Source organism: Gimesia fumaroli (assembly GCF_007754425.1).
GTDB lineage: Bacteria > Planctomycetota > Planctomycetia > Planctomycetales > Planctomycetaceae > Gimesia > Gimesia fumaroli.
Window position 1 is genome coordinate 2,415,491 of record NZ_CP037452.1, and the last position, 23,872, is coordinate 2,439,362.

A 23,872-nucleotide genomic window follows, 5' to 3' on the forward strand; every position below is an offset into this window, starting at 1 on the left:
TGTTGTGGGGAAACAGCTTTGACCTCAACCGGTCACGTCGAAATAAACCTAGCTCGGTTTATATCAGATCGACTCCAAAATACGAAATCGATTTGAAAATTCTTGATGATTTTACTGATTGTTAGCAAAACATGGGTTATTTCTCTGGCGGGAGAGCTAACAGGATGGCCACCGTGGCCCAGCTGCCTGCGGTGACCGAAATGAATTGATCCTTGCCGTGTGGATAGCCTGTTTCAAAATAGGTCTGAAACGGTTTCGCACGCGTGGGCACATGCCAGGAACCATCGGGCTGTTGTGTGTTGAGCAGATATTGAATACCTCGTCTGACAGCCGGCTGATCGGCGGAGACGAGATCGGAACGGAGCAGGGCGACAAGTACGGTTCCCGTGGCATAAGCGTCGCTGGTCATCTCGGGGAGTTGTGACCAGCCGCCATCTTTGTTTTGCATTTTGAGCAGTGCTGTGATGGCAGCCTGGGTGACTGCTTCATCAACCTCCAGGATGAGAAACGAACGGAGTTGGAAGACGCGTTCTTCGGTCGATTGAGGCTGCAGATCGAGTAACCATTGTTGTGCCTGCTGAATGCGTGTTTCGATGCGGTCGGCTTGCTCGCTGGTGCCAAATGTTTTGAGGGCTCGGATGACAAAATAATTCGTGTTTGTGTCACTGGACATGGAAGGGGGGCGTGTCGAATTTCGAATCCAGTGGTTTTTGTCTTTGTTCCGTTCCAATAGATAGCCGGTGACCGCTGTCGTCACTTCATCCGACTTGTACCCGGCCAGTTCCAGAGTCCAGAGTGCGTAACTGGCGGTGTCCGGCCCGCCTCCCTGACCTTTGCCTGCCTGATAATTTTTCAGACCGCGCTTGAGATGGGCGGCGGTATGCTTGATCTGTAACTCAAGGTTGGCATCATCAATTGCAAACCCTCGCTGTTTCGCTTCTTCCAGCGCGAGCACAGCCAGAGCCTGGTTATGGCAGGTAAAACATTTTCGCTCGCGGGCAGAACCTGCAGCCGCTTTTTCAATGAGTGGGATGGATGACTGAATCGCGGCTTTGATGGCGGAAGGATCGAGAGTGATTTCTTCCGCCTGGAGGGAAGCGGTCAGGTGAAAAGCGATAACAGACAGCAGTAGATTGAAACAGCCTTGACGCATCCGGAGCCCCAATTGTCGATGCATGCCACTTAAGTCAGGCACCTGGTGGTACCTCGAAACAGCATTTATTCTAACAATTCATCAGGCTGAATCGCCAGCTTCTTTTGTGCTTTTGTGAATCTGGCATCGACTAGGTCAACGAAGCACTTTCTTTGGGGGCTCGTTCCGGAGTCTGAATATGCTCGGGCAGGAAGCCGAGGCCGACGATTTTGCCTGCCTGTTTACGGATGATCGGGGCGAACAGACCGGCGACTTTGCGAAAGCCCCAGGAAAGAGAAACCGGTTTTCCGGGAGCGGTCTGACCGCCAAACAGACGCTGGTGTGCGAAAACCTGCATGCGTTGTGTTTTGAGTGCGGGGGGCTCACGGCGGTGTTGAACCTGTTTTAAGTCTTCGAGTGTGACTTTGCCTGCATAAAGTTTATCGGCGAGCAGGTTCGCAGTCGCAACGGCATCCTGGACCGCGAGATTAACACCCACTCCGCCAACGGGCGACATCGCATGGGCGGCATCACCAATAAATAAGAGACCCGGTTGAGCCCAGTTGGTAATATGGTTCAGCTGGATCGATAGCAGACGAACTTTTTCCCAGTCATCAATTGCGGCAACACCCTCCGCGAGATCCGGCAAAATATCTGAAACTCGCTTGCGAAATGCTTCCAGTCCTTCCGCTTTGATTTCGTCAAAGGATCCTTTATGGATGATCAATCCCGATTGGAAGTAGTCTCCACGATCAACGGTGATCAGCATGCGACCATTCTTGATTCGTCCCAGTGTGTGATCCAGTAACTCACTCGATTTTCCGACGCGAAACCAGAGGACATCGATGGGGATTCCTTTTTCGACGACTTCGACTCCCGCATCGACTCGCAGCACGGATCCTCGTCCGTCAGCTCCGACTACCAGGTCGGAACGAATTTCATATTCCCCGTTAATTCCCTCTACTTTGACGCCGACAACCTGATTGCCTTCATGGATCAGGTTCGTTGCCTTGGATTGCATATGAACCTGGAAGTTTGGATATTCGCTGGCATGTTTCGCGAGTAGATTCAAAAAGTCCCATTGCGGGGCAAACGTAATAAATTTGCATTTCGTGGGCAGATGGGTGAAGTAGGGGCCTGGGATCTGCTTGCCTTCAATATTGAAATCGAGCGAATCAAAATGCTTATCGGCAATTTGCAGGAATTCATCCAGAATGCCCAGTTCGTGCATTAATTGTAAGGTGGAAGGGTGAATTGTGTCGCCGCGAAAATCTCGCAGGAAGTCTTTGTGCTTTTCCAACACAATGACTTCTACGCCGGCACGGGCCAAGAGGAAACCTAAAAACAGGCCGGCAGGTCCACCGCCGACAACGCAGCAGCGAGTAGTAATTTTATCCCCAGATTGTGGTGGTTGGAATTCGCTCACAGCCTTTACCTCCTGTAAAGTGGCTTCGATGGATCAATCACTATCGCGGGCGCGATTCAGTAGCTTAGGTCAGATAATTGAAACTCTCAAGATGAAAATGACGGATCTTTCCTCAAAATGATTCCTTAGCTAACGAGTGGCTTTGACTGAAGTTACTCAGAGTTCTGTCCTGACTCTCCGTCCTGGCGGTTTTCTTTGTTTTTTCGGTCTGCCGATCGTTTAATCTGGCGATGAGAAAACAGGACTATGACAAAGAGAATCATCAGGCTGCCAAAAACCTCCATGAGGCTAATCATCAGTTTTCTCCCGATCTATATCTTAGTTAATGGCCAGTTGCATGACGCATCCGATTACTTCATTAATATCACCACAGAACGTGCTTGAACATCATACGTGGATGAGGAAACCACAGCAACTTCTTCCAGCTCCAGTATATCCTGGGGACTGGCCAGAGAGGTATCGACGACTCGTTTCCACTCGCCGGGAGCCCCTTCATGAATGCCAAAGTGACACGCGTTTGCGGAAGCATTGATCATCACATAAATGTCGGCGTCTTCCTCTTCTGCGCCGTGCAGGCAGAATGCCAGCGTTTTCGAATTCTCTGAGAGATCGACATAGTGGGTGACTCCATACCAGTTGATATCGTCTCGCCAGAAATGTGAACGGCACAAAGAGGAATGTCGTTTGCGGAAGGCAATAATCAATTTGACAAAGCGAAACATGTCGCGGTGTGTATCCAGTCTACTCCAGTCGAGCCAGCTTGTTTCATTGTCCTGGTTATAGGGATTGTTATTTCCTTCTTGTGTCTGCAGAAACTCATCTCCCATCCGAAACATCGGGGAGCCATTCGACACCATCAGCAGGCAAAAGAAGTTTTTGACCTGTTGTTTTCTGAGCTGCATTACTTCTGGCGAAGCACCCTCTTCGCCTTCCCAGCCGCAATTCCAACTGTAGTCACGTGTGCCATCGGCGTTGTTCTCGCCGTTTTTCCAGTTCCGTTTTGTGTTGTAGGATACGAGATCATATAAGGAAAACCCGTCGTGGGATGTAACGTAATTGACGCTCTGATAAGGTCGGAGGGCATGCATACAGTCGTCGGGAAAGAGATCCGAACTGCCATACAGTCGCGTCATCAGATCGGGAATTCGTCCCGCATCGCCGCGCACAAATTGCTGGATCGTGTCGCGATAGGCGGCGTTCCATTGCATCCAGCGATGGCCTGGGAATTTTGAACCAAGCTGAAATTCCCCGGCGGCATCCCAGGGCTCAGCGATAAAGCGTCGACCAGCCAGAGCTGAATCGGAAGCAATTTGCCCCAGGGTCGTCGGATTCGATTCTTCAATGCTCCCGTCATTTCTTCTTGTCAGGATACTGGCTAAATCAAATCGAAAGCCGTCCACGTGCATTTCTTTGGACCAGTATTGCAGACTGTCTATAATCAGTTTACGAACTGCCCGATTCGCTGTGTGAAGTGTATTTCCCGAACCGGAGTAGTTGGCATAGGGAGTATCCAAATCGCCTGTCATGGAATAGTAGGTTGTGTTGTCGATGCCTTTGAAACTATATGTCGGGCCAAATTCATTTCCTTCGCCCGTGTGATTGTAGACGACATCAAGAATGACCTCGATCTCCGCACGATGCAGCTCTTTGACCATTTCGCAAAATTCGATATGACGTTCGCATGTTTCTTGCGACGTGCAATAACCATCGTGAGGAGCAAAGAAACCGAGGGGCATATACCCCCAGTAATTTCCGTCTTGCGTATCGAATTGATATACGGGCATCAGTTCGACCGCCGTCACTCCCAGTTCCTTCAGGTAGGGGATTTTTTCGATGACGCCGGCAAAGGTACCGCGTGCGTCTTCAGTAACACCGGAGTTACTGTGTCTGGTGAAACCTCGAACATGCATTTCATAGATGACAAGATTCGAGGTATGGTGAATGGGTTCATCATCCTCCCAACTGAACGCACATTGGATTGACTGCAGGACGGACAGCGGAGCACGGCCCATATTACTTCCCGGCTGGCAGGCAAGCTGCCGGTCAAATGTGGGGGGGAAGTAGATGTTGCGTGAGTAAGGGTCGACTAATAGTTTTTCCGGATCGAAAGTGTGCCAGTCAAAGAGACCTTCTGGGGAAGGGCCGGCTATCTGGTAGGCATAATATTTGGCATGTTTGATCTCGAGAGCCGGAATACGACAGTGCCAGATTTCCGCGGTTTTGTTGCGATGCGGTTCAAACTGAAATTGAAAGACGGGTTCATTCAAATTCTCTTCGGTAAAGAAGAGGATCGAAACCTGCGTCGCGTGTTTTGAATACAGGGCAAAATTATAGGCATTCTCCGATGCGATCCAGGTTTCTCCCAGGTGAATGGGAGACCCTTCGATTTTATCCCAATGGTCCATGAGGTGATGTCCCTGTTAAGTCCGAGTGAGGTTTTGCAATCAAAGCGACGATGTCTTTCAGAATATGAGGCAAGGCGAGTCCGCCTGGCGATGCCAGGTATTTGGGAGTCCAGACCGGATCAAATTTTTCCTTATAACTTCGTAATCCTTCAAAGTGATAGAAGTGGTCGCCGTGTCGAAAGATCAGATTCGCGGTCCGGTTCCAGACCGGCGCGAGGGGACGATTCTGCATTCCCGATAAGGGGGCCATTCCAAAATTGAACCAGGTATACCCTTCCTGTTTACCCCACAGCAGTAATTCAATGAATAGATATTCCATCACACTCGCCGGTGCTTCTGGCAGATATCTCATGAGGTCGACAGAGAGTTCTTCCTTGTCTGCTCCCTCCAGGACATTGGCAAAAGCGACGGTCTTTCCGTTTTGTTTCACGACGGCAATGGGAAACTGTTTGAGATAGTCTTCGTCAAAATAGCCGAGAGAGAAGCCTTTCTCAGAGACATTTTTTGTTTTCAACCAGGCATCCGAGATCTGTTTTAATTCGGGAAGTGACCCAGGAACCTGATCAACGGGGATGATAGAAAATTCACACTGTTCTTTATGACAATGATTGACTGTTTGTCTGAGTTTTTTTCGACTGCTGCCCGCGATATCAAATGCTTCCAGAGGCACACGGGCTTCTTCACCCAGCTTCAGAATGCTCATTCCCTGATCGAGATAGAGGGAGAGGTTTTCGGGTTCGACCTGATAGAACACAGGCCAGCCGTCATAACGGTCGACCAGTTCCCGGAACTGCCAGATGAGTTCGGCGCGCTCCTCTTCGGGACCCACAGGATCTCCGAAGGTGATCCAGGAACGTTTCTGAACGCCATACATCAGGAAAGCCGTTTGCTGTTCGTTCAACAACAGAGATTTATCTCCCAGTAAAGCCAGGTAAGGCGATGTTTTGGGGGCTGCCTTCACAATTTCAGTGACAGCAGCCAGTTCACCTGCCGTTGGTTCCTGGGAACGGGGTTTATGTGCGGCGATTAGTTTTGAGAGTGCAAATAACATAAGAAAGATGACGGCACCGATACTGCCTCGCATAAAACGGGATGCATTCCCTTGAAATGTAAAGACCCACCAGAGTTCATTGGAGTAATCAACGTGCTTATAGGCAAAGAGTCCCAGCCAGATCGAGCAAATGACAATCACCAGAATGGTACTGGTCCAGGCCAGGCTGAATCGTGCGTGGATCAAGGTGCCTTTACGATAATATTGTTTGCGACTGACAAAGAGCGCGATCAGGATTAGTGCCAGCAGAATGGCTTCTTCGTAATCAAAGCCTTTTAAGAGCGAGACGATGATGCCGAGCCCCAGTAATGAGGTGATCAACCACCAGGCGGAATCAAGTCGTCGTTGCAGGCCGCGTGCTAGTACCAGGAGTGCAGCACCGATCAGGCTGCCAATAAAATGGGAGACTTCGACAAGCGGCAGAGGGATTGTATGCTGCAGGTGCGCGAGTCGCGCTTTAACAATGGGAGTGGATCCTGAAAACAGTAAAACGGTTCCCGCCAGGAGTGTGCACCAGGAGAGTACCAGGGGAGTCACAGAGACAGACCAGCGATTCACTTTTTGAACAACCCGTGTTGCGAGTCCCCGTTGCAGCGAAAGTTCGTGCAGCCCCAGCATGATAATCGCGATGAAGAGCGGAATGAGGTAGTAGATCACACGGAAAACCAGCAAGCCCGCCAGGATTTTTGCTGATGACGGGGAAGCGACCAGAGTTAAGATGACGAGCTCAAAGACACCCACGCCTCCAGGCACATGAGACAGAACCACGGCTACGGTTGCCAGGAGAAACATCCCCAGGAATTCTGGATAGCCAATCGTCAGGTCAGGGGCTAACAAAGTGTAAAGAATGGCGCCGACCAGCATCAGGTCGACCGCGGAAACCAGAAGTTGTAGCAGAGTCATGCTGGTTTTGGGGAAGCGAAATTCAATACCTTTAAACACAATTGGAGTTTTGCGAATAAAAGGCAGCGCTGAATAGACGGCGGCGACAGCCAGCAGTCCATACCCGATCGACTGGACGTTAACGAACGGCAAGTGTAACGATGCCGGCACAGGAAAAGGGTGTAAAATGAACACGGCACCGGCTAAGGCAAATACGCCAATCCAATAAGTCGTGCCCAGCATGATCACAAGCTGCAGAATTTCGACCGCCGAAAGTCCCCAGGCGGAATAGAGACGGTATCGGACGGACGTTCCCCCGAGCAGAGCACCAAAATTATAACTGATGACGAAGCCGGTAAACGAAGCCAGTGAGATCTTGCGGAGCGGTAGCGGATGCTGAATGGCGCGTACTGCCAGATAATCATAGCCGATGAGAATCAGATAGTTGATTATAGTCAAGCCGGCGGCTGCCCAGAGTCGCCAGGCCGGAATATGAGCGACGGCAGAACGGATCTGGTGCAGGTCGTAATGTTTTAACTCTTTTGAGAGCAGCCAGATTGCTCCCATAAAAATTGTGATGACAACCAGAGGTGCAAGTTTTTTGAGACGATGAAGCATCGATGATTCTTATATCGTAAGGGCGTTTCTAAGTCGCATTTGACGCATTTGAAAAGACACTGCCGGTCAGAACAGAGGTGTGGGTCAGGTTGTGTTTTATTGTATCTTTGCAGACCGTTTATGAATTCGAAACGGTGCCTGCCATATCAAGTTTACCGAATATGAAGAATGTGTTATCTGATTGATTCAAGACTCAGGTGAGCGAAAATTTTTTCTAAATTGCGCTTTTGGTGTAGTTGGGCGATTGAGTTTACCGTTAAGAGGCACGGCTTATAAAATTTCTGAAAGAGATCATAAATAAAGCGTGCAATATTGAACAGACAGGAATAAAATAAAACCAGTTGCTGTAGCGAACTGGCAGCCTGCGTACTCTCTCACAAACAACTCAAATTTCTGAAAGATGTCAGAATGAATCTTCTCCTTCGACAGACCGGCTGTGGTCTCACGCTTCCCGCTTTGTTGCTCTTGATTGTCTTTGACAGCTCTGTTGGCTTTGCTCAGTTTCAGAGAACTCCTCTGAATGGCGAGTCTGCGCCGCCGGCTCCTTCTGCAACGCAAACGACGTCCGAAGTTTCTGGGGCCGCACAAGACATCAAAAAAATGGCAGCAGCATTTAAAGCGGCTTTCAATCAGGGGGATGCCCAGAAAGTAGCTGGTTTCTGGGCTCCGGAGGGCGAGTATATCGAAGCTAGCGGAAAACGGTTGGTCGGACGTGCTGCCATTCAAAGGGCATACTCAACCTATTTCAAGAAAAACAAGGGAGCGAAAATTCAAATCTCTGTCGATTCTGTTCGTCAGATTGGTGAAACTCTGGCGATTGAGGATGGTCGGACGATCGTATCGGTTCCTGAAGTGGCGCCCGAGTATAGCCAATATACAGCCACACATGTGAAGCGTAATGGACAATGGCAAATTGGCAGCATCAAAGAATCAGCAATGCCTGCGGCCGGTTCTCTCTCCGGAATCAAAGATCTCGAGTGGCTGATTGGGACCTGGGTTACCGAAGACAGAGGCATCACATTAACCACAGACTTTCATTGGTTGCCCGGCAATAAGTTTATTGAGCGGACTTTCTATTCGACCATGAAAGGTGCAAAAAAAGTAGTGGGAAAACAGATTATCGGCGTCGATCCCATTTCGGGTGACATCATGTCCTGGACGTTCAATACCGATGGTAGCCATGCTCTGGGAATCTGGGTTCCCGTGGAGAACGGTTGGGCCATCGAATCGCGGGGAGTCACCAGTAACGGAATGATTACCAGTGCGAATAACATCCTTTCCAGGATTGATGACAACGGCTGCCGCTGGCAATCGGTAAATCGTACTGTGAATGGAAATCCGTTACCCGACGCACTGGAAGTCGTCTCCAAACGAAAATAGTGCCGGCTCCTACAATAAATTATTGCTTTTTTAAGAATACAGAAATCGAGGATTGATCGAATGAAACTTTTCATCAGCGTCCTTTCCATTACGACATTACTTTTTGTCTCATCTGATTCGTCTGTCTCCTGGGCGCGCGGCTTTGGCGGCGGTGGTTTTCATGGAGGTGGTGGAGGATTTGGTGGCGGCGGCTTTCGCGGAGGCGGAGGAGGCGGCTTTGGTGGCGGAGGATATGGTGGAGGTCGCAATCTCGGTGGTGGCGGTGGATTTGACGCAGCTTCCCGAAACCTGGGGGGCGCAGGCGGTTTCAATGGCAGCCGGTTCTCCAACTATGGCAGCCGCTTTGATGTTCCCCCGCGTTTCAATGACAATACCGGCTTCGATAGCCGTTTCGCCAACGAAGCGCGATCGTTTGATAAGTCGAATATCGGAAATATGAACCGTCCCAATGGTGGCGACTTCAGTCGTGGCGGTCTCAATCAAGGGGGGATGAACGGCTTGCGTGGTGGTCGGACCGATGGTTCTTTGAATGTAGGTAATATGAACTTTAACCAGCGGCCCACACGTCAGGGACTGGACAATTTTCTGGGGCTTCCTTCCGATGCCGGTCACAATTCCGTCACCAACTCGCATCCCCAAATTCAGGATTTTACGGGACGCGATACCATTAATCGTTCGATCTCGAATGGTTCCGGTTCAGGCAATATTTATCATGGACCCAATGGTGGAGTAGCCGGCGGCGGAAGTTATACCGGGCCGCGAGGAAATACAATTTCGGGCGGTGGTGCTGTCGGACCTGATGGTGGTCATGCCGCGGGCGGTTCTATTGACGGTAAGAATGGTGGTTCCGCAACTGGTGGTCGTGTAGTCGGTCCCAATGGTGGATCGGCTGCGGGAGGCAAAGCCGTTGGTCCCAATGGAGGTAGTGCTGCCGGCGGACGCGTGGTCGGCCCAGGCGGTGCTTCTGCCGCGGGAGGAAGAGTTGTAGGACCCAATGGCGGCGGTGCCGCAGGTGGTGTGGTTCATGGACGTGGTGGCGGAACAACGGCCGGCGGTATTGTGCATGGCCCGAACGGCGGTTATGCAGCCGGTTTTGTGCATGTGCCTCCTTCTACGCGTTATTATCATGGCGCAGTCATACGGGGTGGATTTTATGGATACGGAATGTACTACCCAGGCTGGTATGCGGCAAATCCGGGAGTCTGGTATGTTCCTGCCTGGCCTGCAGGCTACGCCTGGAGAGCCTGTACCTGGGCTTCCATGATGGCCTGGTTAACCCTGGCTGATACGCAACCGATTTATTATGACTACGGAAATAACGTGGTCTACCAGGACAACAGTGTGTACGTCAATAATCAGGATGTAGGCACAGCGGAAGAGTATACGCAGCAGGCCAGTCAGTTGGCGGCCGCCGGTGCTTCTGCTGATGTCAACGAAAAAGAACAATGGATGCCGCTGGGCGTATTTGCTTTGTCTGAAAGTGGACAGACAAAATCGGATTCGGTTGTCGAATTGGCTGTGAATTCAAAAGGCATTATCCGCGGAAATTACACCAATACGAAAACAAAAAAGACGCAGCAGGTGCAGGGATCGATTGATAAAAAGAGTCAACGTGCTGCCTGGACCGTGGGGGACGATAAGAATACTGTTTATGACACGGGTATTTACAATCTGACCAAAGATGAAGCCCCTCTGCTGGTTCATATTGGAAAAGATCAGACACAGCAATGGCTGATGGTCAGACTGGATCAGAAAGACAAAGACAAAAATGCGGCTGCCAGTGAGTGAGATTTTCTCAATTCACACAGGTTGCGTTTGAAATGTAAAAAACAGAGTTGGTCATTCCCGGCCAACTCTGTTTTTGTTTCTGATGCGTTTCGAGACCGCATTATTCTTTGATTGGTGGCAGATAATCAATGCGGTAGTCTTTGGGGAAGGGGAGTACAAAGTTTTCTTTCGCCCAGAGGTTCCACTTTTGATCCAGTTGATTCACGAGATCAGGGCGCTGCTCTGCCAGATCATTCAGCTCGGTGCGGTCTTGTGAGAGATCGTAAAGTTCCCAGTCGCCTCCCCGAAGTGCCGACAGTTTCCAGTGGCCTTCGCGAATAGCCCGGTTGCCCTGATGTTCAAAATAGAGCGTGCGATCTGTCTGTTGCTTGCCATTGATTTGAGGGATCAGGCTCTTACCAGGTAGCGGCAGCGTGGAGTGGCCGTCCCATTTTTGGGGATAGCTGACTTCTGAGACCTCCAGCAACGTAGGCACGATATCGATAATGTGTGCGGGAGTCGAAACAATCGCCCCCTTTTGTTTTATTTGACGGGGCCAGTGAATAATGCCCGGCGAAGCAATCCCTCCTTCATGGTTATAGTGTTTATAGAGCCTCCAGGGCGTATTCGAAGCATTCGCCCAACCTGAACCGACGCTGTGATGTGTGTCCGGGCCTCCCATCTTGTCGAGCTGATCTCCCCAGTACAATGTATTATTCCGGCTGGACCGGATGTCAAAGCCATGCGGGTCCCACTCGGCACAGGCACCATTATCGGAAGTGAAAATGATCAGCGTGTTTTCCAGCTCGTTGTTTTGACGCAAGCTGGTGAGAACACGGCCGATGTTTTGGTCCATACGATCAACCATCGCGGCAAAAATGGCCATGCGTCGTGCCAGATCTCCCCGACGGTCGGTCGGTAATGAATCCCAGGCCGGGTTCACGCGTGCCTCTGATTCCCCCCAGTCCCAGTAGCGAGAGCGGGGAGAAAGTTTGGTTTCCGGCGGAACGATTTTCAACTCTTTCATACGGGCCAGTCTTTGTTTTCGGATTTGATCCCAGCCGACATGATAACGGTCTGCATATTTGAGAATATCCTCTTTGGGGGCATGCAAAGGAAAGTGCGGCGCATTATAGGCCAGGTACAGGAACCAGGGGTGATCAGGAGTTCGCCTGCCCATCCGCAGGAAATCGATCGCATAATCGGTGACAGCATCCGTGCCATAAAACTCTCCTTTGGGATATGTATGTGTGGCCCGAGAAGCAGGCAGCCTCGTAAAATGATCGACATCCCAGAACGTTTTCGCGCTGACTAGTGTTCCGTAAAATTCTTCGAAGCCGAGCTTGGTCGGGTCTTCCGTTCCCAAGTGCCATTTCCCGGAGAGAAATGTTCGATAGCCACCCTGCTGCAGGATCTGTGCGACAGTGATGGCTTCATCGGCAATGTGCCCCTGATAACCTCGTTGATTAAGGTTACGTGTCATATGCCCCAGTCCGATTCGATGGGGATATTGCCCGGTCATAATCGAACCACGAGAAGGGCAGCAGCGTCCCGTGTTATAGTATTGTGTTAAGCGCACTCCTCTGGCAGCCAGGGAGTCAAGTTGTGGAGTTTCAATTTCACCCCCGAAACAGCCCAGGTCGCTATAGCCTAAATCGTCGGCGACAATCAGGAGGATGTTAGGACGCCCGGATTCTTTTTTGGCACTCCATGCATGTTGAGACCAACCGGTGCATAAAAGGAAGATAGCCACGATGGTGGTTAGTCTTGTTTTCAGGTGAGACAGCATTGGAGAATACATGATGATTCGTTTTCCTGATGAGCTGGGTTTTGTTATGCGTTTTGTCTTGTGATTTCGGAGTCATTTCCTAATTGAGAGTATTCTGATGTTATGCAATTACATAGGGAAAAAAAAGAATCTACCAGTGTTAATGGTGGGGGAGCGGCCTTATGGTCTATGTAATATAGGGAAAGTGTTCTCTGAAATTAAAAAATTTTATCCAGAAGTGCCCAAGTGGTGTTGTGTCCATGTTCTGTCATGGTAGTATATACCTGAAAATGTGTTTCCTGATGTGTGGTGGGTATGCACTTGGTGATATTGCCCGCTTCACTCTCTCAGAGATTGGATAATTCGATGGTCTCAAAAACAGGATATTCTTGGACTCTCATCATTGGGGTCATGTTCTTTCAGGCTTCATTATTAAAGTCGGAAGAGAATCAAACGAAGGGGCCTTCAGAATTAGAACCAAACGTCGTCTCAAAGTCAGTTGAGGGAAAAAAGGGTTTAAAGCGGTTTCGTGTTGGTCAGAAAGCCCCCTTGATTGAGGGGTTTGCCAGTGATGGCAATGTCAGCAATATTGAAACAAACAAAGGTAGCTTTACGCTTCTGACATATTGGTCGCTTGATGATAAGAATTATGAGAAGAATTTAAATGAAGTGAAAAAGATCTTTAAGAAATATGGAGACCGTCCAGATTTCAAAGTAGTGAGTTTCTGGATGGATGACTGGCCAGACTACCTGTCTGAAATGAATAAGCGTGGGGCTGCTTTTTACAACAGCAGGAACTGGTGGAAACTGAAGTTTATTGATTCTGATTCCTGTAATGCGAGTAAGGATGAAAAGGATCGAATCTGGGGGAATGATATCGGGAAAGGAAAGACTCCGGTTTATATTCTCCTTGATAAAGAACTCAAATTTCTAGCGACAGAGATTCCCGGCAATAAACTGGAGACGACGGTAGATTCGTATCTGAATCCAGAAGTGAAAAAAGCAAATTGATCTGTTCAATTTAATCTGCCAAAACACTGACATATTTAACGTTCAGGAGGATTGTTATGAGGCTGTTAAGTTTCCATTCTTGGTTAGTAATATTGTCGTTATTTATGTCGGCGGCAGTTCATGCTCAGTTGGTAAGTGGCAATCATTCTGTAGTCACAGTCAATGATTCTGAAACTCATCTTTTCATTGGTGGAGCAACTGGTTGTAACCATAAGAAAGCAAATTCCAAGGCTTGTGTAGATACCAATCCAAGTAACTGCCCGGGGGGAACGACAATTTTTTGTGCTGAAGACCCCAATGATGTCAACATGTGCGTACAGCATCATTATCAGACTCATGAGCAGTGTACCGGTAATGGTCCGCAGGGGAGTGGTAAAGGTTTTAACTGTGTTCTTAACCCCCAGACTTTTGGCTGTATCAAATGTAAGAAAGGGGCAAAAGTGAATGGAGACTGTCCCGAATCGACATGCGTTGAGTATGGCACATGTGGCGAGAAGCAAAATAAACCTAAAACAACGCCCTGCAAAGTTGGCGGTTAAATTGATACCGATTCCTAATTCTATAGCGCATCTGGAGATGAAGTCATGTCTAATCGGATCTTAGCGACGATCATTGTTTTGAATGCTTTTCTACTCGGTTCTCTGCCAACGCTTCGTTTGTTCTCTCATCCTGCGAGCCCGGCGGTTCTGTCGAGTCTGCATTATACTGGCGGAGATAACGCCTGTACTCACACCAAAAAATTTACAGCCAATTGTATGATCAATCAGGACCCGAACAATAATCCTTGTCCGGTTAATGAATCCACCTGTTCGGTTTCAACCAGTAATCCTGCGAAATGTATTTCGGTTACGAAAACAACTGAGAATTTCGGAGATTGCCGGGGTCCTCGTATGAGAAGAGGAGAAATCGTAAAAACATGGACCGACTGCTCAGTAGAAGCTTCGGGCTATTCTTGTGCGACAGTCAAAACAGGCGATGTTGTGAACGGGAGTTGTGAATCTCTGTGTACTTCAACCCAGGGAACCTGTGGCTCAGGAGTGAGGGTCGCTACAGAGACTCAGTGCGAACAACCAGGTGGTTGATATCCACACAAGCTCTGAAAGAATTCTTGCCTCTCTTCTTCCTGTCTCGGGTGACTCTCAACAGGCTGGTCCAAGCGATGAAAACGCGATTTTATCAAGCTGCCGTTCTCTTTTTCTGTCTTGCTTTCCTGCCATTCTCAGCAACGGCAGATGGATTGAGCACTATTTCCAAGGATGAAATTATAGCAGCACTCACTGATCTGGAGAGTGTGTTCAAAAGCTATTCCGTTCAAATTCGACTTAACACTCTGGAACAATCGCCTCTCGATGAGAAAATTTTTCTGAAATCGAATGTGGCAATGGATGTGAAACAGGAGCTGGGAGCTCGATTTCACTTTGTCGAAGTTGGCGATATTCCTTATCTGGATGGGTCAACAGGGAATCATGATGGCCTTAAGGTTCCTTCCGATAAGCGTCCCAGACGTCTGGAGGGCGCATTCAATGGAGAGGAATTACGCGAGATTACCGGTCAGGAAGGGGAGGCGGGAAATGCTTTGATTCATTCCAAACCGGAAGGAACACAATGGAGAATCAAGCCACAGGTCTATCTGACTTTTTATTTCCATAAAACGATTCTCGAATGGATTTCGAGTGGCGATGCCAGTGTTGTCGGCGACGACAACATTGAGGGGATTCCTGCTGTCGTTGTCGAAACAAAGCCGGTCCTGGTGAATAATATTGAGTGGAAACAGAAATTCTGGTTAGCTCCCTCGCTGAATTTTGCCGCGGTCAAGCGGTCTGCCAACCTCAGGCGTTACCCGGATGGAAAGTGGATTGAATATACCAGGATCTTAACGTCCGACTATCAGAATGCGTATGCTGGCGTTTTTGTACCTGGGCGTGGCGTGTATGAAAGCTTTCGTGTCGGTAAAGGGGATACAGACCCTGACAAAACAGAGTATCCGACAACCTCTCGGCATGAACTCATTTTCAAAAATTGGGAAGTGAATCCCCCGTTGTCAGATGATGATTTCAAAGTCGAATTTCCGAACCACACATTTGTAAATAACAAAATCACCGGTGACTCTTATAGCATTGAAAGGTTGACTGACAAGGACATTGCTAACCAGGTCTTTGGCGCGAACCAGATCAATCATAAAAGTATTAAGATGATTTTGGTTTATACGAACATTGCAATTTTTGTAATGCTGATCGGCATCATGATTTTCCGGCGGAGCCACAAAAACACTCAAAACCCTGATTCGAAGTAACGCTGTGCATTCAATATCGATTCTCAGCTTTCGATTGGCAAATCAATTGCCTCAAATTGTCTCTGGGAGAGCGTGAGTTTTTTGGCTAATGGAAAACTTCGCCAAAGTAAGCTAAGGATTACGTCAGATGTCTGCACTTCGTTCTGTGCTTGTTGTCTTGTTGATTCTAACATCAATGGGGCTTTTTTTGATGGAATTTAACTTATGGCCAACTCAGCGCGCTGATCAATCCAGCCTGGAAAATGAAAATACTCTGGCTACTCTTGATCCCCAGAACCCCTGCGGGCCCGTCGCTGTCAGAGTGATTTCTCAATGCCTTGGGGTTTCGACATCGTTGTCCAAGTGTGGTGAGATCGTTCCATGTGATTCTTTAGGAAGATCAACCATGGCGGAGCTGCAAAAAGGACTCGAGACACTGGGAATTCTCTCTGTTGGGATTACCGTTCATCAAGAATCTATTTCAGAGATTAAATTGCCGATGATCATGCATGTGAACAATAACCATTTTGTGGTTTCCCTGCCGAATGATCACGGAGTCACTGTTATCATCGATCCACCGAAGGCTCCGGTTCCTGCGGATACGCTACCATTCAAATGGGATGGTCATGCATTACTCTGTTCCAACTCGAAAGCTGCACTCAATGCAGAGCTCGATCGGTTGGGAGTCGAGTTGCCTTAAACGGTTAAACACTCTGAATCGATTAATACCGGAGAACTCCTTTCATTGATCAGTATTATCACTTGAAACCACAGATCCAGAATTTCCACGAGGCTCATTCACAATGTATCGCTGTTTTTTTCTCATGTTGGTTTTGGGTTGCTCTGATCATGTTGAATCCAAATCAAAACCAGAACCTCTATTGGAAATCAAGAATGTTGGCAAAGACTTTGGAACGGTATTGCCTGGTGAACCTTTGACAGCATCTATCGAGCTCAAAAATGTGGGAGAAGAAAAATTAAAAATTCAAAATCTGCGCACTTCATGTGGCTGCGCCCCCGCGACGATCGAACAGGAAACACTCTCCCAGGGAGAAGTCACACTGATCGAAGTGAAGATGCATGCTCCTCAGCAACCCGGTACTTTTAATCATATGGTCTTATTTGAAACCAATGATCGCCGCCATAAACAAGTTCACCTGCCTCTGAAAGGGAGGGCCGAATGGCCCATTGATGCGAAGCCGTCTATGATTACAGTGCCGACATTAAGAGTCGGTGAAGCCTTCTCCAGGGAAATTCGAATCTTTCGCACTGATAGAGAAAAAATAACAGGTCTCTCCGTTAAGTCTTCCAGCGAGAAAATCAAGGTCTCCCAACCGGTTACAAGAGGCCTTGAGCAAGTTGTTGAGATCTCCGTTGCGACAAACGAATTTGGAAAAATTGAAGGCTATCTTCAAATTAGTACCCCAGACTCTCTTCGCCCTACAATTATTGTTCCTGTAACGGCGAACATCATCGAAGATACCCAGGTTCGGCCGCAAAAACTGTTGCTGGGACAAAAAATGATGAAAGAGCAAGTGGCTTGCGAAGTGGTTGTCATTCTGCCTGAAGAAGACCAGTTAATGGATCTGTCTACAGACAGCTCTGATTGGGTGATTGATACATGGAAGCAGTCAAGAATTAATCCACAGATGATCCGGGTTTCTTTTACAATGACTTTGCCGTCCCAGGCTGGATACTTGCGCTCACAATTACATCTGAGGACAAAAAAGAGCTCACAACCTCTCAAGGTCGATTTGTCGTGTTTTCTTTTAGCTAAGGCTGAACCCGCAACGATTCGTGAAAAGGTTCAATGACACAACTTTTCCGCCAGTTGGTTCCCTCTTTTCAATGTCGGCTTCGGCTGCTCTTGAAACCTGTGAACCGTTCTCGCACCACCCGCCTGCAGCTGCGCCGATTCTAAATTTCGGCCAACGGTGATCATGAAAATCAGACAATTGTCGTGTTGCAGGAAATCAACATATTTCCATTTCCGTGTTTGACAAGGTGTATGCGTGAGCTAGGATAGGGTAAATGCGTTGAGTGTAACAGAAAGACGTTGTCTTCGAGTTGAGAAACGCAGCAAATAGAATTTTCATGTGTCTTGTACATATTTTGAGATAAAGGGTTACTAAGATGAAATTGCAGAAGTCTATATCGAGCAAGGGCTTGCTTTGTCTTCTCACACTCTTTTTAGTCGTGAATTATGAATCACAGGCTCAAGAGGGGACCGTCAACAATAAAACAACTTCTACGGCCCGTCAGAAGTATGCCGCCTTGATGAGCGAAGCTCATAAAGCACGCTTGAATCAGCATTATTCGAAGTATTACAAGGCAACCTTAGGCATCGTTGGAACCGATGCTTCCGGACCTTTGGCAGCACATTTAACCAATGGCGCCCCCGATTGGTGGACCGGAGTCGGAACAGACATTAATGGCAATCCCGGATACGGCGTTGTCATTATGCACGTGGCACCCGGATCTCCTGCAGACAAAGCAGGTTTGATGAAGTACGACATCATCCTCTCTTTTGGAAAGCATCGTCTGGCTTCCGTTCGTCAGTTAAACGCACTCCTCGCCAAAGCACAGCCAGGTCAGGATGTGAAATTGTCTGTCGTTCAAGTGGGTGAGCAGGGTGCGGTGAGTACTGTTGATGTCAAGTTGGGGTGGTCAGAACGGATCAACGCACCTGCTGCGGGGAATCCTTCGCGATCTTATACGCCTCACTATCCTTCAGCGTCCAATTTTGGGAATGATGATGAATATCTCATCAATCCGAAAGCACCATTGAAGTATCAATATGCGGCTCCTTATGAGTACGCCCCTAAGCTGGATTCGTCTACTCCAATGGATTTTGGCTCAAGCCTGAATAACTAAAGACGACGATTTCATCGTAAAATAAAACCAGACTTACACAGGCTATGCTCGATTCGTGCATAGCCTGTTTTTTTGTATGCATGGTAAGAGTTTCCAGATCAGGAGGGCTTTCAAAATGACCAGAAACACAGGATCGGAAAAAGACAAACAGGTATTGGCAAAGCTTGCTGAAATTGAAGTAGAAATGAAACGAATCAAGTTTTGGACCGACGATCCAATGAAATCAGAAGTGACCAGTTTCATGGATGCCCCCTCTTTTGAGTGGTGGCTCCAGTGTGTGTTCTTACCAAATGCCCGTGAAGCCGCCAGAAAAGGTGAGTATCCCGAGAAGAGTCAGGTGGGGCTCATGGCTCTGAGACAGTATGATTATCACAGTCACGTAGAAGAGGCGCAGCAATTACTGAAACTACTGAATCAATTCGATCAATTGGTAGAGAACTCTTAGGCACACTCGACAAATGATTTATATGCTCTTCCTGATTGCTAAAAACCCTACCGCTTACATATCTTTTTTAAGTAGTTCGACCTGAATTAAGGCATAGAATCAACAAATTGAAGTCTGCCGGAACTAGCGAAAGCAACTAAAGTCAGATAAAATCACGATTAAATAGAATCAATGGAGGCCTCGCAGCAGAAGTGACGAGAACACCACGAAGTGTCCAAAAACGAAAAGCTGAGTTATCTGTTATCGGCTGGCGTGAATGGGTGAAACTCCCTGATTTGGGCATTCATACAATCAAAGCGAAAGTTGACACGGGAGCCCGGTCGTCGTCTCTGCATGCCTACGATTTACATAAATTCGAACGCGATGCGGAAGAGTGGATTCGATTTAAAGTTCACCCTGTGCAGCGGAAAACGCATGAGGTCATTGAGACTGAAGCACGCGTGTTCGAATATCGGTCTGTTCGCAGTTCCAGCGGTAAGGCCAGCATGAGGCCGGTGATTATTACCAATGTTGAGCTGCTCGGCATCGTGTGGGAAGTGGAATTGACGCTCGCGAATCGTGACGAAATGGGCTTCAGAATGCTGTTAGGACGTGAAGCATTCCGGCAACGTTTTTTTGTTGATGCAGGAGTCTCCTACTACGGTGGTAAACCACTGAGAGTAAAGCGGTCAAAGAATAAATAGCCTCTGTCTAACGCCGATTCAGTCGGCTCTACAAGGAATATTATGAAACTGGCAATCCTCTCTTGCAGTCCCAAATGTTACAGCACGCGACGATTATACGAAGCGGCCGAACAGCGTGGCTTCAAGGTCAAGGTTCTGAATACGCTTAAGTTTGCGATCGACCTGAAACAAGCCGAGCCAGATCTTTACTACAACCAGAAATCCCTCTCTGATTATGACGGAGTGCTGCCTCGCATCGGTGCCTCGATTACCTACTTTGGTACCGCCGTTGTGCGGCAGTTCGAACAGATGGATGTGTTCTGTGCGAATTCGTCCGCCGGGATTTCTAACTCGCGGGATAAACTTCGCAGCCTGCAAATCTTCAGTCGGCACCAGATCGGCATTCCGCAAACGACGTTTGTACGTGATAAGAAGGATGTCCTGCCAGCTATCGAACGCGTAGGCGGCGCTCCGGTTGTAATCAAGCTGTTGGAAGGAACGCAAGGCATCGGCGTGCTGCTCGCGGAATCGGTGAAGTCGGCAGAAGCAATTATCGAGATGCTGCAGAGCCAGAAGCAAAACGTTCTTATCCAGAAATTTGTCGCCGAAAGTAAAGGCCGTGATATTCGGGCGTTTGTGGTCGGAGACCGGGTAGTCGCTGCCATGCGTCGTGTGGCGCAAGGTCAGGAGTTCCGCAGCAATGTCCATCGAGGCGGTCTGACAGAACCAGTCGTGCTTGATGAAACCTATTGCAAAACAGCAGTCAGAGCTGCTCAGATTATGGGACTACGGGTGGCAGGAGTCGATATGCTGGAGGCCAAGGACGGACCTCAAATTATGGAAGTCAATTCCTCACCAGGTCTGGAAGGGATCGAGAAATGTACGCAGCTCGATATTGCCGGTGCCATCGTCGACTACATTGCGGCTCAGGTTGATTTTCCCGAGATCGATCTGCGTCAGCGACTCACGGTCAGCCGCGGATATGGAGTCACGGAAATTTACATCCCCGAAGGCTCTGATTATGTCGGCAAGGCAATCAACGCGTCTGGGCTGCGAGACAATGATATCAATGTTCTGACATTATATCGTGGGACAACGGTGGTCCCCAATCCGCGTTCTGATCGGCTGTTAGAATCGAATGATCGTCTGCTTTGTTTCGGCAAACTGGAATTTATGCGCGATCTGATTCCGTCGAAAACACGTCGTAAACGACGTCCGAAAGTGCTGGGGCTTCCCGACTTGCCCGTTGCAGACGAAGTTCACAATGAGTCAGCCAACTCGTAACAACTGAAAAAATAACGGTAACTATGACAAAACCTCGCAAACGTAAGCCAATTGATCAATGGAATGGAGAATCAATTCCAGCTGGTGAGTCACGTGATGTCAAATTGGCCGTGAGCGAGAGTTATAGTAGTATGACGGTGAAGATTCCGATTCACATCCGTCGTGCTAAGGAAGATGGTCCCGTCGTTTTCGTCACTGCAGCTCTGCATGGTGACGAAATAAATGGGACAGGAGCGATTCGTGAATTGATCCAGGACGAAGACTTTCAACTGCTGAGAGGTTCGGTCATCCTGGTACCGGTTCTGAATATTCTCGCATTTGATCGGCACTCCCGCTACCTTCCCGATCGTCGCGACTTGAACCGTTCCTTCCCCGGATCAGCCACCGGGAGTCTTGCCGGTCGCATGGCAAGAATCATCTTTGAGGAAATTGTCTCGCGCTCTGATTACGGCATTGACCTGCATACCGCTTCGGTCAGGCGGACTAATTATCCGAATGTTCGCGGCGATATGACGAATCCCGAGGTCCGACGGCTGGCGGAAGCCTTTGGGTCGGAAATCATTATGAATGGAAAAGGCCCCGTCGGCGCGTTTCGGCGTGAAGCATGTTCTGGCGGCTGTCCCACAATCATCATGGAAGGGGGAGAAGTCTGGAAGGTGGAACCGGGAATCGTGGAATCCGCGGCGCGTGGCGTGCGGAATGTGCTTCGCGATCTAAAGATGCTGGAAGGCGAACCTCAAAGTCCTGATTATCAAGTTGTCGTAGATAAATCGACCTGGGTGCGAGCAGAGCGGGGCGGCTTTCTGAAGTTTCATGTAAAGCCGGGAGACATTATCAAAAAAGACCAGCCGCTTGCTACGAATACCACGTTGCTCGGCCGTGAACGCAGTATGCTCTATTCCCCCTTTGATGCGGTCGTGATTGGGATGACTACCCTGCCCGCGATTAGTCCTGGCGAGCCAATCTGTAATCTGGGCATGCTGCCCAAAGGGACCAAGCCATCTCAAGTTCGCCGTGCACGACGAAAAGAAGATGGACTCGAAGGACAGGTGGTGGAAGAACTCTCGACGAATCTCGTCGTTGTCGAACCGACTGAAGAGTCGAGTCTGCACCACCACAACAATAACCACAAACAGCACCAGGATGATCAAGGCGAGCGTGGCGAAGCCGCTGCTGCCGAGTGACTTTAAAATGCCACCTGATTCCAACGAAGCGATTGGTTCCGCCAGGGTGGTTCTTTTCACCAGTATTCTCAGATCAGAGTACACATTCAGAAACCAGCACTGAATTTCTCTTGATACCTGTGTGGATTGGTAAAGCAAAGATTCGTTCTGAATTTTCAGGTCTCGACTCCCAAATGCCGTTTTCGAACATGCGGAGATAGCGTCGCGTGCGCGAGACAAACACAATGTTCTCGTGTTTTTTTCTGCTCCTGTGAAAATCAGCACTATAAAACCCACTGGTTTCAGCACGATTTTGGAAACGCCCGCGAAACCGGTTCCGAATGAGCACCCGTTTTCGTGACGCATCAAACCGCTATCGTTTGCGTTCACTTGAGGTTGCCAGGAGTTCACTCCATGATCAAAGTGCATTCGATGTAGCGTTCCGCATTGTAGCGTCTGCTTGATTCGGGAAGGAAGATCAGCGCGACAAATCAGGATTGATGCCATCGATTCATTTTTTAAGACTGACTGAGAATAAGGCATGTTTCGTTTCCTTCTCCAAAACAGGAATAAAAGCAACCGACGTGAGAAACCGCTGCAAAAACGGTTTTCTGACTGTCGGCATATCCGTATTTTATTTGATATCACTCACCAGAGAGAGAAAAAATAATGCCCGTTTGGGATGGCCCCTGAACGAACTGCACGGGGGCACGGTTCCCCACTAGCTGGTTTGGGAAAAATTTGACGATCGCGTGGCAAACTGATACGATCCCTGACTTCAGTTGTCATGGCCATTTGTCTTCGCAAGGGAGTGCACTGATGAAGTTCTATCATTTGTTGCCGTTGGTTTTCTGCTGTTGGCTGGGGGTATCAGTCAGGGCTGAATCTGAGCCGAAGTTAGAATCGAAACAGCGCGCCATTCAAGTCTTGCGTGAATGGAGTGATGAGAATCTGACCTTCACTTCTGTCAGAGGTCAGTTTCACCGAATTTATTACGACAGAGTGTTTCGCGTACAAAAGCATGCGGATGGTGAGTTCGGTTATCTTGGGCCCCGTCATGGTTTCCTGCGATATGGACCTCCTGCTCAGAAGCCCGGTATTGAGTCCTTGAAAAAAACGCCAGAAGGAAAGTCTTATGAATACAAAGATTCGGAAGCGGAACAATGGCGCTGGCTGAAAACGCGGTTGTTGATGATTGACGAAGAAGAAAAAACAGTTCAAGAATGGATTTACGCAAATCTGCCAAAGCGAAAAGAGGGCGAAGGCTGGGGCTTTCTAGATTTATTTTATGAAATCTCAGCGGACGGAATCTCCCCGTTTCTGCCCGGTGTGCCGAATCAGGCGAGATTCAATGATTGGCTGAAACATTGTGATTTTAAAGTGTTCCGGCAATCGGAAACCCACATCTGGATTACCGGAACGCCCTTAAAAAAGGATTACAGAATACTTTTTAGCGAATTTAAACTCCATTTCGAAAAGAGGCCCTGGCGATTGAAGGCGGTCCAATATATTCATTCCGGAGGAAATCAGAGCACCGTCTACACCTATTCCAACATTGAAATGAATCCCCTGGAATGGGATGAGCCGGATCTGTCTGGTTATCAGAATCCGGCAGAGCAACCAGTGGTCGCCCGGCGTCCTGAGGAAGAAGGAACAGAAGAGGGAGGTGTCTGGAGTTCGCTGTTTGCTCTCTTGGGGATTTTTTTCTAAGATCAACTGACCGCTGCGCATT

At 48.7% G+C, this 23,872-nt stretch carries 18 protein-coding genes; 13 read left to right on the plus strand and 5 right to left on the minus strand.

Features of this window, described 5'->3' with window-relative positions:
• Positions 1-136 precede the first annotated feature (136 nt).
• The 4 genes from Enr17x_RS09235 to mprF all read right to left on the minus strand — a co-directional run bounded on the left by Enr17x_RS09235 (position 137) and on the right by mprF (position 7,514).
• Positions 137-1,195 carry a prenyltransferase/squalene oxidase repeat-containing protein gene (locus Enr17x_RS09235; RefSeq protein ID WP_145308036.1) on the minus strand — a complete coding sequence of 353 codons (1,059 nt, stop codon included), beginning with the start codon at positions 1,193-1,195 and terminating at the stop codon, positions 137-139.
• An 88-nt stretch (positions 1,196-1,283) separates the two neighbouring features.
• Complete coding sequence (locus Enr17x_RS09240) at positions 1,284-2,558, minus strand: FAD-dependent oxidoreductase (RefSeq protein WP_145308037.1); 1,275 nt, start codon at positions 2,556-2,558, stop codon at positions 1,284-1,286.
• A 350-nt stretch (positions 2,559-2,908) separates the two neighbouring features.
• Complete coding sequence (locus Enr17x_RS09245) at positions 2,909-4,963, minus strand: glycogen debranching protein (protein WP_145308039.1); 2,055 nt, start codon at positions 4,961-4,963, stop codon at positions 2,909-2,911.
• Positions 4,947-7,514 (minus strand): bifunctional lysylphosphatidylglycerol flippase/synthetase MprF, encoded by a 2,568-nt coding sequence (mprF, locus tag Enr17x_RS09250; RefSeq protein ID WP_145308041.1) that lies wholly within the window; start codon positions 7,512-7,514, stop codon positions 4,947-4,949. Before mprF ends, Enr17x_RS09245 begins: the two co-directional genes overlap by 17 nt.
• Before the next feature lie 408 nt (positions 7,515-7,922).
• On the opposite strand from mprF, the gene Enr17x_RS09255 reads away from it, so the two are divergent.
• Together Enr17x_RS09255 and Enr17x_RS09265 are read left to right on the plus strand one after the other, a co-directional pair.
• Positions 7,923-8,894: an SgcJ/EcaC family oxidoreductase gene (locus tag Enr17x_RS09255; RefSeq protein WP_145308043.1), complete on the plus strand. Its 972-nt coding sequence runs from the start codon at positions 7,923-7,925 to the stop codon at positions 8,892-8,894.
• 60 nt (positions 8,895-8,954) lie between these two features.
• Positions 8,955-10,682 carry a hypothetical protein gene (locus Enr17x_RS09265; protein WP_198001059.1) on the plus strand — a complete coding sequence of 576 codons (1,728 nt, stop codon included), beginning with the start codon at positions 8,955-8,957 and terminating at the stop codon, positions 10,680-10,682.
• Positions 10,683-10,782: 100 nt separating this feature from the next.
• On the opposite strand, the gene Enr17x_RS09270 is transcribed toward Enr17x_RS09265, so the two are convergent.
• Positions 10,783-12,462, minus strand: coding sequence for an arylsulfatase (locus Enr17x_RS09270; protein ID WP_198001060.1), 1,680 nt, complete (start codon positions 12,460-12,462; stop codon positions 10,783-10,785).
• A gap of 333 nt (positions 12,463-12,795) precedes the next feature.
• Here Enr17x_RS09270 and Enr17x_RS09275 point away from each other — a divergent pair, with 333 nt between their 5' ends.
• The 11 genes from Enr17x_RS09275 (at position 12,796) to Enr17x_RS09325 (ending at position 23,850) form a co-directional block, all read left to right on the plus strand.
• Positions 12,796-13,440 (plus strand): hypothetical protein, encoded by a 645-nt coding sequence (locus Enr17x_RS09275; RefSeq protein WP_145308047.1) that lies wholly within the window; start codon positions 12,796-12,798, stop codon positions 13,438-13,440.
• Between the two features lie 56 nt (positions 13,441-13,496).
• The gene (locus Enr17x_RS09280; protein WP_145308049.1) at positions 13,497-13,979 is read left to right on the plus strand and encodes a hypothetical protein; all 483 of its coding nucleotides are present in this window, start codon (positions 13,497-13,499) and stop codon (positions 13,977-13,979) included.
• Between the two features lie 620 nt (positions 13,980-14,599).
• Positions 14,600-15,733: a LolA-like protein gene (locus Enr17x_RS09285; RefSeq protein ID WP_145308051.1), complete on the plus strand. Its 1,134-nt coding sequence runs from the start codon at positions 14,600-14,602 to the stop codon at positions 15,731-15,733.
• Between the two features lie 190 nt (positions 15,734-15,923).
• Positions 15,924-16,412 carry a cysteine peptidase family C39 domain-containing protein gene (locus tag Enr17x_RS09290; RefSeq protein WP_198001061.1) on the plus strand — a complete coding sequence of 163 codons (489 nt, stop codon included), beginning with the start codon at positions 15,924-15,926 and terminating at the stop codon, positions 16,410-16,412.
• Between the two features lie 103 nt (positions 16,413-16,515).
• Complete coding sequence (locus Enr17x_RS09295; RefSeq protein WP_145308055.1) at positions 16,516-17,526, plus strand: DUF1573 domain-containing protein; 1,011 nt, start codon at positions 16,516-16,518, stop codon at positions 17,524-17,526.
• A gap of 319 nt (positions 17,527-17,845) precedes the next feature.
• A complete protein-coding gene (locus tag Enr17x_RS09300; protein ID WP_145308057.1) occupies positions 17,846-18,586 on the plus strand; it encodes a PDZ domain-containing protein in 741 nt (246 codons plus the stop codon).
• A 115-nt stretch (positions 18,587-18,701) separates the two neighbouring features.
• Positions 18,702-19,031 carry a YqcC family protein gene (locus tag Enr17x_RS09305; protein WP_198001062.1) on the plus strand — a complete coding sequence of 110 codons (330 nt, stop codon included), beginning with the start codon at positions 18,702-18,704 and terminating at the stop codon, positions 19,029-19,031.
• 191 nt (positions 19,032-19,222) lie between these two features.
• The gene (locus Enr17x_RS09310; protein WP_145308061.1) at positions 19,223-19,714 is read left to right on the plus strand and encodes an ATP-dependent zinc protease family protein; all 492 of its coding nucleotides are present in this window, start codon (positions 19,223-19,225) and stop codon (positions 19,712-19,714) included.
• Positions 19,715-19,756: 42 nt separating this feature from the next.
• On the plus strand, positions 19,757-20,977 hold the full coding sequence (locus tag Enr17x_RS09315) for a RimK family alpha-L-glutamate ligase (protein WP_145308063.1): 1,221 nt from the start codon (positions 19,757-19,759) through the stop codon (positions 20,975-20,977).
• Between the two features lie 23 nt (positions 20,978-21,000).
• Positions 21,001-22,161: a succinylglutamate desuccinylase/aspartoacylase family protein gene (locus Enr17x_RS09320; RefSeq protein ID WP_145308065.1), complete on the plus strand. Its 1,161-nt coding sequence runs from the start codon at positions 21,001-21,003 to the stop codon at positions 22,159-22,161.
• A 798-nt stretch (positions 22,162-22,959) separates the two neighbouring features.
• Positions 22,960-23,850 (plus strand): hypothetical protein, encoded by an 891-nt coding sequence (locus tag Enr17x_RS09325; RefSeq protein WP_145308067.1) that lies wholly within the window; start codon positions 22,960-22,962, stop codon positions 23,848-23,850.
• Positions 23,851-23,872 lie beyond the last annotated feature (22 nt).

Bases quoted from the DNA above. Each gene is read 5' to 3' on its own strand.
- Enr17x_RS09245 (WP_145308039.1), bottom strand. From the start codon at position 4,963: ATGGACCATTGGGATAAAATCGAAGGGTCTCCCATTCACCTGGGAGAA.
- mprF (WP_145308041.1), bottom strand. From the start codon at position 7,514: ATGCTTCATCGTCTCAAAAAACTTGCACCTCTGGTTGTCATCACAATT.
- Enr17x_RS09255 (WP_145308043.1), top strand. From the start codon at position 7,923: ATGAATCTTCTCCTTCGACAGACCGGCTGTGGTCTCACGCTTCCCGCT.
- Enr17x_RS09265 (WP_198001059.1), top strand. From the start codon at position 8,955: ATGAAACTTTTCATCAGCGTCCTTTCCATTACGACATTACTTTTTGTC.
- Enr17x_RS09270 (WP_198001060.1), bottom strand. From the start codon at position 12,462: ATGTATTCTCCAATGCTGTCTCACCTGAAAACAAGACTAACCACCATC.
- Enr17x_RS09275 (WP_145308047.1), top strand. From the start codon at position 12,796: ATGGTCTCAAAAACAGGATATTCTTGGACTCTCATCATTGGGGTCATG.
- Enr17x_RS09280 (WP_145308049.1), top strand. From the start codon at position 13,497: ATGAGGCTGTTAAGTTTCCATTCTTGGTTAGTAATATTGTCGTTATTT.
- Enr17x_RS09285 (WP_145308051.1), top strand. From the start codon at position 14,600: ATGAAAACGCGATTTTATCAAGCTGCCGTTCTCTTTTTCTGTCTTGCT.
- Enr17x_RS09290 (WP_198001061.1), top strand. From the start codon at position 15,924: ATGGAATTTAACTTATGGCCAACTCAGCGCGCTGATCAATCCAGCCTG.
- Enr17x_RS09295 (WP_145308055.1), top strand. From the start codon at position 16,516: ATGTATCGCTGTTTTTTTCTCATGTTGGTTTTGGGTTGCTCTGATCAT.
- Enr17x_RS09300 (WP_145308057.1), top strand. From the start codon at position 17,846: ATGAAATTGCAGAAGTCTATATCGAGCAAGGGCTTGCTTTGTCTTCTC.
- Enr17x_RS09305 (WP_198001062.1), top strand. From the start codon at position 18,702: ATGACCAGAAACACAGGATCGGAAAAAGACAAACAGGTATTGGCAAAG.
- Enr17x_RS09315 (WP_145308063.1), top strand. From the start codon at position 19,757: ATGAAACTGGCAATCCTCTCTTGCAGTCCCAAATGTTACAGCACGCGA.
- Enr17x_RS09320 (WP_145308065.1), top strand. From the start codon at position 21,001: ATGACAAAACCTCGCAAACGTAAGCCAATTGATCAATGGAATGGAGAA.
- Enr17x_RS09325 (WP_145308067.1), top strand. From the start codon at position 22,960: ATGAAGTTCTATCATTTGTTGCCGTTGGTTTTCTGCTGTTGGCTGGGG.